This is a genomic window from Arthrobacter sp. MDT2-3, assembly GCF_059090465.1.
In genome coordinates this window covers 42755-56466 of the sequence record NZ_JBNHFS010000007.1, presented here as the reverse complement: position 1 = coordinate 56466, position 13712 = coordinate 42755, and the positions used below count along the sequence as shown (strand labels likewise).

Sequence of the window (13712 nt, the reverse complement as noted above, 5' to 3'; positions counted from 1 at the left end):
CCCCGGCCGGTCACCGACCAGCCGGGGCTTCGGCTTTGCTGGTGCGTCTGGTCCTGCGGACCGAGGCGTTAGAGTTAAACGGCACGTCTACCACCCGAAGGAGGGGTCATTGGGAATCTTGGACACCATCCGGAATCCGCAGGACCTGAACGAGTTGTCCGAAGAACAGCTGAAACAGCTGGCTTCGGAGGTCAGGGATTTCCTGATCACGAACGTCTCCCAGACGGGCGGGCACCTCGGTCCCAACCTGGGCGTGGTGGAACTGACGCTTGCCGTGCACCGCATCTTCGACTCGCCCCGCGACAGCATCGTTTTTGACACCGGCCACCAGTCGTATGTCCACAAGCTGCTGACCGGCCGCCAGGATTTCAGCACCCTGCGCCAGGAGGGCGGCATCTCCGGCTACCCGTCCCGTGCCGAATCCGAGCACGACATCGTGGAAAGCTCGCACGCCTCATCGTCGCTGTCCTGGGCCGACGGTATCTCCCGCGCCCGCCAGCTCACCGGTGAAGGCGACCGGCATGTCGTTGCCGTCGTCGGAGACGGTGCCCTCACCGGGGGCATGGCCTGGGAAGCCATTAACAACATCGCCGCGGACAAGCGGCGCCGCGTGGTCATCGTAGTGAATGACAACGGCCGCTCTTACGCCCCCACAGTGGGTGGCTTTGCCGATTACCTCGCGTCCCTGCGCCCCACCATTGATTCCTTCCGCACCACGCCGGCGTACGAACGCGCCTTGGACTGGTGGAAGAAGAAGCTCCAGGACGGGGGCCCAGCGGGCCAGTTCACCTACAAGAGCCTGCATGCCATGAAGAAGGGCATCAAGGACTGGTGGGCGCCGCAAGGCATGTTCGAAGACCTCGGCATGAAGTACATCGGCCCGGTGGACGGCCACAATCTCGAGGCCATGGAGCACGCACTGGCCACGGCAAAGCACTACGCAGGGCCCGTGATCGTGCATGCCATGACCGAAAAGGGCCACGGCTACGCTCCGGCGCGCGCGCATGAGGCGGACCAGTTCCACGCCGTGGGCATCATCGACCCCGAAACCGGGGAACCCACCGGCACCGCCGGGGCCCAGTCCTGGACCTCCGTTTTCGCTGACGAGATCGCTGCGATCGCCGATGAGCGGAAGGACGTCGTCGGCATCACCGGCGCCATGCTCATTCCCGTGGGCCTGCACAAGTTCGCGGCCCGGCACCCGGACCGGGTGATCGACGTCGGCATCGCCGAACAGCACGCCCTGACCTCCGCGGCCGGTATGGCCTTCGGTGGCCTGCACCCCGTGGTTGCCGTCTACGCCACCTTCCTGAACCGGGCCTTCGACCAGCTCCTGATGGACGTTGCCCTGCACAAGGCCGGCGTCACTATCGTCCTGGACCGCGCAGGCGTCACCGGGCCGGACGGCGCCAGCCACCACGGCATGTGGGACATGTCCATGGTCCAGATTGTCCCGGGCCTCCACTTGGCCGCACCCCGTGACGCGAGCAGGCTGCGCGAGGAACTCCGCGAAGCCGTGGCCATCAGCGACGCTCCCACAGTGGTCCGCTTCTCCAAGGGATCCGTCGGCGCCGAAGTCGAAGCGCTGGAACGCCTCAGCGACGGCGTGGACATCCTGTCCCGCAGGCCCAGCGGTTCCACCGAGAATGACGTCCTGATCATCTCCGTGGGCGCCATGTCCGAGCTCGCCCTCGACGTAGCCAACCGGCTTGGCGCGCAGGGCATCAGTACCACGGTGGTGGACCCGCGCTGGGTTCTTCCCGTTCCGCGGTCCATCATCGCGCTGGCATCGCACCACCGCCTGGTCATCTGCATCGAGGACGGCGTGCGTGCCGGCGGCGTCGGCTCCCGGATCCGTCAGGAGATGCGCGCAGCCGGCGTGGACACCGCCCTGAACGAGGTGGGCCTGCCGGTTGAGTTCCTGGACCACGGCACCCGCAGCCAGGTGCTGGAACGTGTGGGCCTGACTGCCCAGCAGATAACGCACGACGTCGTTGCCCAGGTTCTCGGGACAAAGGTCCCCTTTGCGCGTCCCCTGCCAGGCCAGCAGCACCCCACCACCGGCAGCCTTCCGATCCTGTGAGGGGAGAGGACCTACTGAAGTATCCGGGTGTGGTGGCCGAGCCGGAAGCTGAGGACCAGGCCGGACCAAGCCGCGAACCGCGGCACCTTGAGCCCGGCCAGCTGGTGGTCGCCCGGAACAGGAAATGGAACGGCAAGGCGCACTGGGTTGTCCCCGGGCGCTACCTGGGCGAGGACCGCCACGGCTGGTGGATCTTCCAGGGAACCAACGAATTCTGCTCCCGTCCCGGTGCCGCCTTCTACACCAGGTCCGACGCCGTCCTCCTGGTCCCGCGCGAAGGCGACTGGGTGGCCACGTTCTATGACAACGCCCACCCCGGCGGTGTACGGATCTACATCGACCTGGCCGTGGCACACGAATGGCACCGGATCCGGCCGGGCGTCACGGAGTTCCACGTGATCGACATGGACCTGGACGTGGTCCGGACAACAGGCCGCGGCGTGTTCATCGACGACGAGGACGAGTTCGCCGAACACCGCGTGTCCATGGATTACCCCGCAGCCCTGGTGGAAACACTCGAGGCCTGCGCGGACCAGCTTTACCAGGCCGTCGAGGCACAGCAGGCACCATTCGACGGCACCGACGTCGAATGGTTTACAAAGGGACGGTTATGAGCGGCATTGTCAGGGTCTACAAACGCGACGAAGAGGGCACCCTCCATTTCCGGGAGGCCTGGTTCGATGAGGATTACAACCAGTTCGTGATGAATTACGGGGCTGTGGGGCACCAGAGCAAAACCGAGGAGACCGACGTACCGGACCCGGAGGCAGCCGAGGGCCTTTTGGACGCATTTGCAGTCCAGTGCGCCGAAGACGGATACGCGGAAATTCCGGACGAGGAACAGTTCTGGGTTGTGGCCCAGTTCGCGCTGAAAACCCGGGAGGGCACCGACAGGGACCGCTACCTCGAAGAAAAGGCAACGGACGCGCTGATCAGCCATCTCGCCTGGCGCGGACTCGGCACGGTGGAACGCTCTGAATTCACTGACTACAAACTCAACATCTTCTGTCTCTGCCCGGACGTCAACAAGGCAGTCGCCGCCATCAAGGTCTGCAGCCGCGGCGAGGACCTGGACTTCACCAAGCTCAGCATCGGCGCAGCGCCCTACAGCGATCCGCAAAACTTCAAGCTCAAGCACTCGGCCAAGCCCGCCAACACCTTCAGCCTCTAGGAGCGTATGTGACCACCTACCGCCGCGTCGGAAAGTCCGGCCTCACCGTCTCCACCGTCGGGCTGGGCTGCAACAACCTGGGCCGTGCGAACACTGCCACCGAGACGCAGGGGGCCACGGACGCGGTGGTCCGCGCGGCGGTGGATGCCGGGATCACCCTGTTCGACGTCGCCGACACCTACGGCCGGGAACCCGGCCTCAGCGAAACGATGCTCGGCAAGGCCCTCGGCACCAGGCGGGCCGAGGTCGTCGTGGCCACCAAGTTTGGCATGGACATGAAGGGGGCCAGCGGCCCGGACTTCGGTGCCCGTGGCTCGCGCCGCTACATCATCCAGGCGGTGGAGGCCTCGCTGCTGAGGCTGGGCACCGACTGGATCGACCTTTACCAGTTCCACACCCCGGATCCGCTCACTCCCATCGACGAAACCCTGTCCGCCCTGGATGCCCTGGTCACCAGCGGCAAGGTCCGCTACATCGGACACTCCAACCGGGCCGGCTGGGAGATCCCGCAGGCGGAGTACGTGGCCCGCGAACTGGGTAGCGCCCGCTTCATCTCCGCCCAGAACCACTACAACCTCCTGGACCGAAGGGCCGAGCTTGAGGTAACGCCGGCCGCAGCGGAGTTCGGACTGGGCGTCCTGCCGTATTTCCCCCTCGCCAATGGCCTGTTGACCGGCAAGTACGCGCCCGGCCACGCCCCGGACGGCTCCCGGCTCAGCCACACCCGCACACATTTGGTCCACGACGCCGACTGGGACCAGTTGGACAGCTTCAGCAGCTTTGCCAGGGAACGCGGACTGACCGAGATCCAGGTTGCGTTCTCCTGGCTGGCAGCACAGCCGGCCGTGGCCAGTGTCATCGCGGGCGCCACAAGGCCCGAACAGGTCCGGCAGAACGCGGAATCAGCGGACTGGCTTCCCACGGAAAAGGACCTCGCCGAGCTGGACAGTATTTTCCCTCCCGCCCCGAAGGTAGCTCTGTTCTAGGACCGTCATGACCGCCTTCCTGCTCGACGTGGACACGGGTATCGACGACGCCCTGGCCCTGGCCTACCTTGCCGCCCTGCCTGACGCCGAGTTCGTCTGCGTCACCGCCACCCCCGGAAACGTTGACGTGGACCAGGTGGCGCGCAACACCCTGGCCCTGCTGGAAATTTGCGGCCGCAAGGGAGTGGAAGTGGCCATAGGTGCGCGCGAGCCGCTGGCCATTGAGCTGCTGACCACTCCCGAAACGCACGGTCCGCAGGGCATCGGCCACGCCGTCCTGCCGGAACCGGCCGGCCAAGTCTCGGAGCGGAACGCCGTCGACCTGTGGGTGGAGCACGCGAGGGCCCGTCCGGGGGAGCTCACCGCCCTCATCACCGCACCCCTGACCAACTTCGCGCTGGCCCTGCGGAAGGAACCCCGGCTGCCGGAACTGTTGGCCAAAGTGGTGATCATGGGCGGCAGCTTCTACCACCAGGGCAATACAACGCCCACCGCGGAATGGAACACGCACGTGGACCCGCACGCGGCCAAGGAAGTCTATGCCGCGTTCCAGGGCCGGCCGCTGGAAAAGCTTCCCATCGTCTGTTCACTGGACACCACGGAGCGGATGGAGCTCCACCCCGCGCATGTCCGCCAACTGGCTGAGGCGGCCGGGGCAACGGTGCCTGAACTGGTGCTGCCGGAACAGCCCGAGGGCCAGCCCAGCACGTCGGACAACACCTTGATCCGGCACCTGTCCGATGCGCTGCGGTTCTATTTCGAGTTCCACCGCCACTACGACCAGGGTTACCTGGCCCACGTCCACGACTACTTCGCCGCAGGAGTTGCCGCCGGCACGCTCGACTTCGAAGCCCGTCCGGCAACTGTGGACGTGGAAACCGGCTCCCGGATGCTGATCGGCACCACCGTGGCTGACTTCCGCGGGCTCTGGGGCCAGCCGCCAAACGCCCGTGTCGTGTCCACCAACTATCCGGAAGCTGCGTTCCGGGAGCTGGTGTCCGCCGTCGGGGGCCTCGCCCGGCGTCTGGGCTGAGCCCAACAACCTTCGCAAAGCCCCCGGACTGCCGCGGTAGAATAGTCCGCGGACCGGACAGGCGCAGCTGCCTGGCGGCAGCTGCCGAGGTGACATAGGCAGCGTTCCATTCCGGCCCCGGATTCCCGGGCCGGCCGTGCGCACCCCGAAGGAACTCCATGTCATCGCCCTCCCTGACGCTTCCATCTCCGGCACCGGCCGCCGCCCGCAAACGCCGGCTGCTGGAAATCCTCGGTGCCCTGGCCATCGCCGGCACCTACATCTACCTGGTCCTCAACCAGCCCACCGACATCACTGGCGGGCCGGGAAGCGCCTCCGCCCTGATCGCCCTGTCCGGTTTCCTCGTGGGCGCCGTTCTGCTCATCGTTGCTGTCCTGCCGGCCCTGCCGACGTCCACCGTGGTGCTGATCCCCGTTGCCCTGGTGCTGAACATCGTGCTCGGCCAGTTCGTGGGCAGCACCCTGGTCCCGTTCTACCTCGATGCGATCGGTACCGTACTGATCGCGGTCCTCGCGGGGCCGGCGGCCGGCGCGGCAACCGGCGCGTTGAGCAGCATCGTCTGGTCCTTCTTCAACCCGACGGTGCTGCCCTTCGCTGCCGGCGCCGCACTTATCGGCTGCCTCGCTGGCGTGGCTGCACGCTACGGACTCTTCCGCCGTTTCTACCTCGCGCCCGTAGCCGGATTCGCTACCGGGATCATCGGCGGCGTCGTGTCCGCCCCGGTGGCGGCCTTCGTCTTCGGCGGCACGTCCGGGGTTGCCACCGGAGCCATCGTCAGCGCCTTCCGCTCCATGGGGGACACCCTGCTCGCCGCCATCACCAAGCAGGCCCTGATCTCCGATCCCATGGACAAAGCCATCGTGTTTACCGTGGTGGCCGTGCTGGTCTACGCCCTGCCCCGCCGTGCAACGCTGCAGTTCCCGTTTGTCCGGCGGCACCGTGTGCTGGCCGGACGGACTCCCGGACAGGACTCCTGACCTCCTGCCCATGCGACTGCATCCGCTGACATCCCTCGCGGCTGCCGGCAGCACGGCGGTGATGACGACGGCGGCAGCCAGTTGGCCGCTGTCCCTCGCCGTGATCGCGGGCGCCCTCGGCCTTTCGGCCGTGGTAGGCACGCTCCGGCGGCTCCTGCCTGCGGCAGCTGCCGTGCTGGTGCCGCTGTGTTTGTCGTTGCTGGTCCTGCACGGCCTGTTTTTCCCGGAAGGGCAAATCATCCTCGCCCAGTGGGGCCCTGCGCGCGTCACCGCTGAAGGGCTTTCCTTTGCATTTGAGCGGGCGGCGCAGGTTTCGGCTGCCGTCCTGGCCCTGCTGGTGTTCTCCGTCAGTGTCAGCGTGCCGGACCTGGTCGCGGCGCTCTCCGCGAAAGGCGTGCAGGGCCGGTTTGCCTTCGTGCTGGCGTCAACCCTGACCCTGCTCCCGGCTATCACGTCCCGGCTGGACCGTATCCGGCAGGCCCAGGAATCCCGGGGGCTGGTGATCCGGCGCGGCCTGTTGCACCGGATTGCCGCATTCCGGCTCCAGGCGGTTCCGCTGGTCTCTGCTTTGGTGGAAGACGCTGCCGTCCGCGCCGCGGCCCTGGAGGCCCGCGGATTCGGCGGCACCGGCCACCGCACCAGCTACCGGGACGTCCCGGATCCGGTTGTGGAGCGTTGGCTCCGTGTCCTGCTGGTGCTGGCCGCGGCGGCTGCCGTGGCGGCCCGGTTGTGGCTGGCGGGTGGCTAGGTGAAGACCTCCAATGCCCTCGCCGCCAGCATCAGGAGTTTTGCCTTCCACGACGATGACGCGCCAGTCCTGCGCGGCGTGGACGTCTCATTTGCCCCCGGGACGTACACCGCGATCCTCGGCGGGTCCGGAAGCGGTAAGTCTACGCTTGGCCGGCTCCTTGCGGGCTGGTTGTCTCCCGGAGCAGGCGGAAGCCTGGCAGGACACCTCGAACTCGCGGGAACCCGCCTGCACTTCAACGGAACCGCGCACGACCCCCGCATCGACCCTGCCAGGTGGGGTGAGCGGGTGGGTTTCGTTCCGCAGGACGCCTCCACCGCCCTTTCCACGGTCCGCGCCACTGTGGCCGAAGAACTGGCGTTCGGCCTGGAGAATGCCGGTAGGGACCGGGCCGCCATGCGCGAAGCCGTAGATCGCACCGCGGGCGTGCTGGGACTTGCCGGGCTGCTGGAACGCCACCCGGGCACGCTTTCCGGCGGCCAACTGCGGCGCCTGGCCATCGGCTGTGCAGTCATACTGGAGCCCGCGGTGCTGGTCCTGGACGAGCCCTTTGCCTCCCTTGACACAGCCGGGGCGGGCGAACTAGCGCTGCTGCTCCGCAAGCTCGTGGACGGCGGGACCGCCGTCGTCGTCCTGAGCCAGGCGATCGATGAGGTGCTGCTCGAGGCCGACGGTTGGATTGTCCTGGACGCGGGCACCGTCGCGGTGAGCGGCGCACCCGCAGAACTGATGACGGCGCCGGAGCGTCTGCCGGCCGGCATCCGGCGGCCGGTTGCAAACAGGAATTTCAACATGCCGGCGTCCCGGGCAGCCGCCCGCCAGGTGAGGGCTGCTGCTGCCCCTGTCCTGGAGCTCCGCGGCGTCCACTTCTCCTACCCGGCCACAGCAGGCCGCGGCAGGAAAGCCCGGGCAATCAGTGGTAAAGCCGGCGGGCAACAGCACGGCACCGTGCTGCAAAGCATCGACCTTGTGCTCCAGCCGGGGGAGATCGTTGCCGTGACCGGACCGAACGGTGCGGGTAAATCCACGCTCTTACGCCAATTCAACGGACTGCTGCAGCCCACGTCCGGCTCCGTCCTCGTTAACGGGAAGGACATTGCCGGACTGCCGGTTGGGGAGGTGGCCGCTTCCGTGGGGCTTCTCTTCCAGAACCCGCGCGACCAGCTCTTCGAACGGACTGCTGCCCGTGAGGTCCGGTTCGGCCTCGACCGCCGGTTCGGTGCAGGCGAGGCGGCGGAAAGAACCGCTGCTGCCCTGGCCGCCGTAGGTCTATCCGGGGCTGCCCACGACCACCCGGCCGAGCTGCCGGCGTCAGGGCAGCGGCTGCTGGCGCTGGCCACGGTCCTCGCCCGCAGGCCGTCGGTTATCGCCCTGGACGAGCCCACGGTTGCCCTGGACGGTGACGGCCTGGCTGTGCTGGACAAGGCAGTACGGTCCGCCGCAGCGGCGGGTGCCGCCGTCGTCCTGGTCACCCACGACGTCCCCTACGCCCGCACCGCGGCGGACCGCCTGTTGACGCTCGAGGGCGGGCGGCTGCCGGGAGGCTGACGCGGTCAAGGCAAGCAGCCCCGTCCAAGGCAAGGGGCTCCGTCCGGAAGAACCGGACGAAGCCCCTGCGCTGGTGAACGAACTCCTGGGCGGGGCAGGCCAATCTCAGCTGGCGGGCCGGCCTGTTGGGGTCCCGGCGGGCCGGGACGCCACACCCGGCGGAAGGAACCGTTTGCCGTTGACTCGCTCGGAGGCGCCCACCCGGTCAAGGTAGGGTGTGATGCCGCCCAGGAACATCGGCCAGCCGGCGCCGAGGATCATGCAGAGGTCGATGGCTTCCGGCCCTGCCACCACCCCTTCCTCCAGCATCAGGCCGATTTCCTCGGCGAGGGCATCCTGGGTGCGGCGCAGGACTTCGTCGGCGCTTGAGGGGCTGGTCCCGAAGGACATCAGTGACAACGTGGACTGTGGAATCTCCTGTGCGCCGTTCGGACCGGGGGCCCACAGGCTCTTCACTCCGTTGTCGATCAGTTTCTGCAGGTTGGCAGAAACGGTAAACCGATCACCAAACGCGGCGTGCAGCGACTCCTGGACGTGTTGGGCAACGGGAAGCCCCACCATGGCGCCGAGCGTGAAAGGTGTCATGGGCAGGCCCATGGGCCGCAACGCGTTGTCCGCCACCTCGGCGGGGGTTCCCTCATCAAAGGCGGCCGTCACTTCGCCCATCAGCCGCAGCAGAATCCTGTTGACGACGAACGCCGCGGCGTCCTTGACAAGCACCCCGGTCTTTTTGAGGGACTTGGCCAGCTCAAAGGCGGTGGCCAGTACGGCGTCGTCGGTCTTGGGGGCGCGGACGATTTCCAGCAGCGGCATCACGGCCACCGGGTTGAAGAAGTGGAAGCCCACCAGCCGTTCCGGGTGCCGGAGGTCCTCTGCCATGGCCGTGACGGACAAGGAGGACGTGTTGGTGGCCAGAATGCATTCCTGCGTAACAATGGCCTCGAGCTCGGCGAACACCTGCTTCTTGACGTTCAGCTCTTCAAATACGGCTTCGATCACGAAGTCGGCATCGGCGAAAACGTCCTTGGAAACGGAACCTGTCACCAGCGCCTTCGTGCGGTTGGCGGCGTCCTGGCTGATCCGCTTCCTGCCCAGGAGCTTGTCCACTTCGGCGTGGACGTAGCCCACCCCTTTGTCCACCCGGGCCTGGTCGATGTCTGTCATGACCACCGGCACCTTGAGCTGGCGGGCGAAGAGCAGTGCCAGCTGGCTGGCCATCAGGCCGGCGCCAACGACGCCCACCTTCGTGACGGGCCGGGCCAGCTTGCGGTCGGGGGCGCCGGCCGGGCGCTTGGACCGCTTCTGGACCAGGTCCAGGAAGGCGTAAACGGCGGCGCGGAACTCGTCGGTCTGCATGAGTTCGGCGAGGGTTTCGCACTCCAGCGCCGCGGACTCGGTCTGGCTCATGGTGCGGTTGGCTTCGAGGATGTCCAGGACCCTGGCCGGCGCCGGTGCTGCGTTGGACGTTTTGGCTTCAACCAGTGCCCGCCCGGCAGCTACGGCCGCCGCCCAGCGGGCTGCGGTGTCCGGATCTGCGGGCTCGACGGCGTTGGGGCGTTCCGCCGCCACCTCGCCTGTGATGACTTTCGCGGCCCAGGCGAGGGACTGCTCCAGGAAATCCGCAGGCTCGAACATGGCGTCGGCGATGCCGAGCGAGAAGGCTTCCGGGCCGCTGAGAGTCCTGTTGTTGCTCAGGGGGTTTTCGATCATGACCTTCACGGCGTTTTCCGGGCCGATCAGTCGGGGCAGAATGTAGACGCCGCCCCAGCCGGGCACCAGCCCTATGAAAGCTTCCGGCAGCGCCAGTGCCCCCGCTCCCGTGGACACTGTGCGATAGGTGGATTGGAGGGCTATCTCCAGGCCGCCGCCCAGCGCTGCGCCGTTGATGAAGGCGAAGCTGGGCACGCCCAGGTTGGCCAGGGTGCTGTAGACCTCGTGGCCCAGTTGCGCCATCCACAACCCGTGCTCGCGTTTGTCCAGGGTCTTAACAGTAGAGAGGTCTGCGCCGGCCACCAGGTAGTAGGGCTTGCCCGTGACTCCCACTCCCACGATGTCGCCCCGGCGTGCCCGCTCCCGGAGTTCCTCGAGCACCGTGCCCAGTTCCACCAGCGTGTTGGGCCCCAGTGTGGTGGGCTTGGAGTGGTCCAGGCCGTTGTCCAGCGTAATGAGGGCGAACGTGCCGGGGCCGGGCTTTCCGGCCGGGCCCGGGAGTTCGATGTCCTGGACATAGGAATGCGTCACGGTTTCATGGGGGAAGAGGTCGGCAAGCTTGGTGAAATCTGCGGCGCTCATGCTGCTCCTTCGGAAACGGCTTCGGTGATGGCGGATTCCGCTGGCCGGGCTCCGCTGTAGTCGGCGTGGTGCGGGTTCTCCCAGATAACAGTGGCACCCATTCCCAGTCCCACGCACATGGTGGTGATCCCGTAACGGACCGAGGGGTCTTCCTCGAACTGCCGGGCCAGCTGGTTCATGAGCCGCACTCCGGATGAAGCGAGGGGGTGGCCCACCGCGATGGCTCCGCCGTAACGGTTAACCCGGGGATCGTCGTCGGCAATGCCGAAGTGTTCCAGGAAGCTCAGCACCTGGACGGCGAAGGCTTCGTTGATTTCGAACAGCCCGATGTCCCCGATGGAGAGCCCCGCATTCTTCAGGGCCTTCTCCGTGGCGGGAACAGGACCGATGCCCATCACCTCGGGCTCAACGCCGGCGTAGGCGTAGCTAACCAGGCGCATGCGGACCGGCAAGCCCAGTTCGACGGCGGCTTCGGCCGATGCCAGGATGGCCGCAGTGGCGCCGTCGTTCAGGCCTGCCGCGTTTCCTGCGGTGACACGGCCGTGGGCGCGGAACGGGGTGCGGAGGCTGGCGAGGTCAGCCAGGGTAGTGCCGGGGCGCGGCGGCTCATCCACCGTGTTCAGGGTCCAGCCCTGGCCGGGCTTCAGGGTTGCTACCGGCACCAGGTCCGGCTGGATCTTGCCGTCGCGGCGGGCTTCTTCAAACTTCTCCTGCGACGCCACCGCGTATGCGTCCGTCCGTTCCTTGGTGATGGAGGGAAAACGGTCGTGCAGGTTCTCGGCGGTGTTGCCCATGTTCAGCGCTGCCGGATCGACGAGCCGCTCGGACATAAACCGCGGGTTGGGGTCCGCCCCGGAGCCCATGGGGTGGTTGCCCATGTGCTCGACGCCGCCGGCGATCACAACGTCGTAGGCGCCAAAACCGATCCCGCCTGCGGTGGAGGTTACGGCCGTCATGGCCCCGGCGCACATGCGGTCGATGGCAAACCCCGGAACAGTACGGGGGAGTCCCGCGAGAAGGGCCGCTGTCCGTCCGAGGGTCAGGCCCTGGTCCCCGCTTTGGGTGGTGGCCGCGATGGCCACTTCGTCGATGCGTGCCGGCGGCAGCGAAGGGTTCCGGCGCAGCAGCTCGCGGAGGCACTTCACTATCAGGTCATCGGCCCGGGTGCCGGCATAGATGCCTTTTTCTCCCGCCCGGCCGAAGGGCGTGCGGAGGCCGTCGACAAAAACGACGTCCCGGACAGTGCGGTTGGACGCGCTGCTTCCGTTGTTGCTCACGTGTAACTCCTCATCGAGACGTAGGCGTCAGTGCGCGCCGCATGGCGCAGGCAGCTGAACGGCAGTACCCCCGATGTTACTCGCGAGTAACTTAGGCCGCAAGGCCCGGGATTGAAAGGACGCTCTCGCACTTAATGCACATTATTGGCAAACGCTCTCCCACTCTCTTTGAAAAAGTGAGAGAGCGCTGTCAATATTTGTCCATCAACTGAGAGAGCGTTTGGGTTTGGGAGGCCGTGGCCGTCAGCGGGACCTATTGGCGGGCTGCCGGAGCGGCGTCCGGTTTGGGTTCCTTCGGCGGCAGCGGCTGCGGGTTGAGGAAGGCGTGCGTGATCAGTGGCGCCGCAAGTTCCACCTGCCATGCGCGTGCGCCGAGGGCACGCAGTTCCGCCGCTACTGATTTTTCGCTGATCTCCGCAGGGGGCCGCCACGCCACCCGGCGCAGGTAGTCGGGGGTCAGTAGGTTCTCCAGGGGAAGGTTCAGCTGGTCGGCTTTCTCCTGCAGCAGTGGCCGGGCGGTGGCCAGCCGTGCAGCAGCCTCAGGGTCGCGGTCGGCCCAGACCCGTGGCGGCGGCGGCGCATTAGTGGCCAGGTGCAGCGGCGGAAGCTCTTCCAGGTCCCGGGCCGTCGCGATGCAGCGCAGCCACCGGGGAGCTTCGCGCTGCGCCGCCCGCCCGTGGAAGCCCTTGGTGCCCAGCAGTTGGGGCACCGTGGACGGCATGGCCTTGGCCGCGGCCACTAAGGCAGAGTCCGGGATGAGCCTTCCAGGGGCAACGTCCCTCTTCTGCGCCAGGGAGTCCCGTTCCAGCCACAGCTCCCGGACGGCCGCCAGCTGCCGCCGGTCGCGGATCTGGTGAAGGCCGGACGTTTTCCGCCAGGGGTCCACGCGCGGCGGAGCGAGTCCGGCATCCAGGATCGCGGCGAACTCCTGCTGCGCGTACTCCAGTTTGCCGTCGGCCTCCAGCAGTTCAATGAGCTCTTCGCGCAGTTCGGTCAGGACCTCGACGTCCAGTGCGGCGTACCGGAGCCAGGGTTCGGGAAGGGGCCGGGTGGACCAGTCGGCGGCCGAGTGCTCCTTGGCCAGCCCGAATCCCAGCAGCTGTTCGATAACGGCGGCAAGGCCTACCCTGGGCAGGCCTGCCAGGCGGGCGGCCAGTTCGGTGTCAAAAAGCTTGTCCGGCCACATGCCGAGTTCGGACAGGCAGGGCAGGTCCTGGCTCGCCGCATGCAGGATCCATTCGACGCCGCGGAGGGATTCGTTGATGATGGCCAGGTTGTCGAACGGTTCGGGGTCGATCAGCCAGGTTCCGGCGCCTTCGCGGCGGATCTGGACGAGGAAGGCACGCTGCCCGTAGCGGAAGCCGGAGGCGCGCTCTGCGTCAACGCCGGCCGGACCAGTCCCGGCGGCGATGGCGGCTGCGCACCTCTCCAGCCCGGCTTGCGTTTCGATGACCAGCGGAACGCCGTCGCGGGGCGAATCGAGCTCGACGATTTCGGGGATGGAGCTGTCAAAGCCTTCCACCGTGATCTGGGGTGCGGTATCAGCAGCCGGAGCGCCGGCCGTGGTGTTTTCCGGATTGTTAGGGGTCATGATGCC

At 67.1% G+C, this 13712-nt stretch carries 11 protein-coding genes; 8 read left to right on the top strand and 3 right to left on the bottom strand.

All coding sequences use genetic code 11. The features are described 5' to 3' along the window. Positions 1–109: 109 nt before the first annotated feature. From dxs to AC5RUQ_RS18190, 8 genes are all read left to right on the top strand, one after another. A complete protein-coding gene (gene dxs, locus AC5RUQ_RS18225) occupies positions 110–2083 on the top strand; it encodes a 1-deoxy-D-xylulose-5-phosphate synthase (RefSeq protein ID WP_493948724.1) in 1974 nt (657 codons plus the stop codon). A 29-nt stretch (positions 2084–2112) separates the two neighbouring features. Then, on the top strand, positions 2113–2697 hold the full coding sequence (locus AC5RUQ_RS18220) for a DUF402 domain-containing protein (RefSeq protein ID WP_493948723.1): 585 nt from the start codon (positions 2113–2115) through the stop codon (positions 2695–2697). Continuing rightward, positions 2694–3254: a hypothetical protein gene (locus tag AC5RUQ_RS18215; RefSeq protein WP_493948722.1), complete on the top strand. Its 561-nt coding sequence runs from the start codon at positions 2694–2696 to the stop codon at positions 3252–3254. The genes AC5RUQ_RS18220 and AC5RUQ_RS18215 overlap by 4 nt, the downstream gene beginning before the upstream one ends. An 8-nt stretch (positions 3255–3262) precedes the next feature. Beyond that, on the top strand, positions 3263–4240 hold the full coding sequence (locus AC5RUQ_RS18210) for an aldo/keto reductase (protein ID WP_493948721.1): 978 nt from the start codon (positions 3263–3265) through the stop codon (positions 4238–4240). Between the two features lie 7 nt (positions 4241–4247). Continuing rightward, positions 4248–5273, top strand: a complete 1026-nt coding sequence (locus AC5RUQ_RS18205; protein ID WP_493948720.1) for a nucleoside hydrolase — start codon at positions 4248–4250, stop codon at positions 5271–5273. A 158-nt stretch (positions 5274–5431) separates the two neighbouring features. Continuing rightward, positions 5432–6250, top strand: a complete 819-nt coding sequence (locus AC5RUQ_RS18200; RefSeq protein WP_458778813.1) for an ECF transporter S component — start codon at positions 5432–5434, stop codon at positions 6248–6250. A gap of 10 nt (positions 6251–6260) precedes the next feature. After that, entirely contained in the window at positions 6261–6998 is a 738-nt protein-coding gene (locus tag AC5RUQ_RS18195; RefSeq protein WP_493948719.1) for an energy-coupling factor transporter transmembrane component T, read from the top strand. Next, on the top strand, positions 6999–8546 hold the full coding sequence (locus AC5RUQ_RS18190; RefSeq protein ID WP_493948718.1) for an ABC transporter ATP-binding protein: 1548 nt from the start codon (positions 6999–7001) through the stop codon (positions 8544–8546). A 105-nt stretch (positions 8547–8651) separates the two neighbouring features. Here the strand turns inward: AC5RUQ_RS18190 and AC5RUQ_RS18185 are convergent, their stop codons facing one another. The 3 genes from AC5RUQ_RS18185 to AC5RUQ_RS18175 form a co-directional block, all read right to left on the bottom strand. Then, complete coding sequence (locus AC5RUQ_RS18185; protein ID WP_493948717.1) at positions 8652–10838, bottom strand: 3-hydroxyacyl-CoA dehydrogenase NAD-binding domain-containing protein; 2187 nt, start codon at positions 10836–10838, stop codon at positions 8652–8654. After that, positions 10835–12115 (bottom strand): thiolase family protein, encoded by a 1281-nt coding sequence (locus AC5RUQ_RS18180; RefSeq protein ID WP_493948716.1) that lies wholly within the window; start codon positions 12113–12115, stop codon positions 10835–10837. Before AC5RUQ_RS18180 ends, AC5RUQ_RS18185 begins: the two co-directional genes overlap by 4 nt. Positions 12116–12368: 253 nt before the next feature. Continuing rightward, entirely contained in the window at positions 12369–13706 is a 1338-nt protein-coding gene (locus AC5RUQ_RS18175) for an HRDC domain-containing protein (protein ID WP_493948715.1), read from the bottom strand. Between the last annotated feature and the right edge of the window lie 6 nt (positions 13707–13712).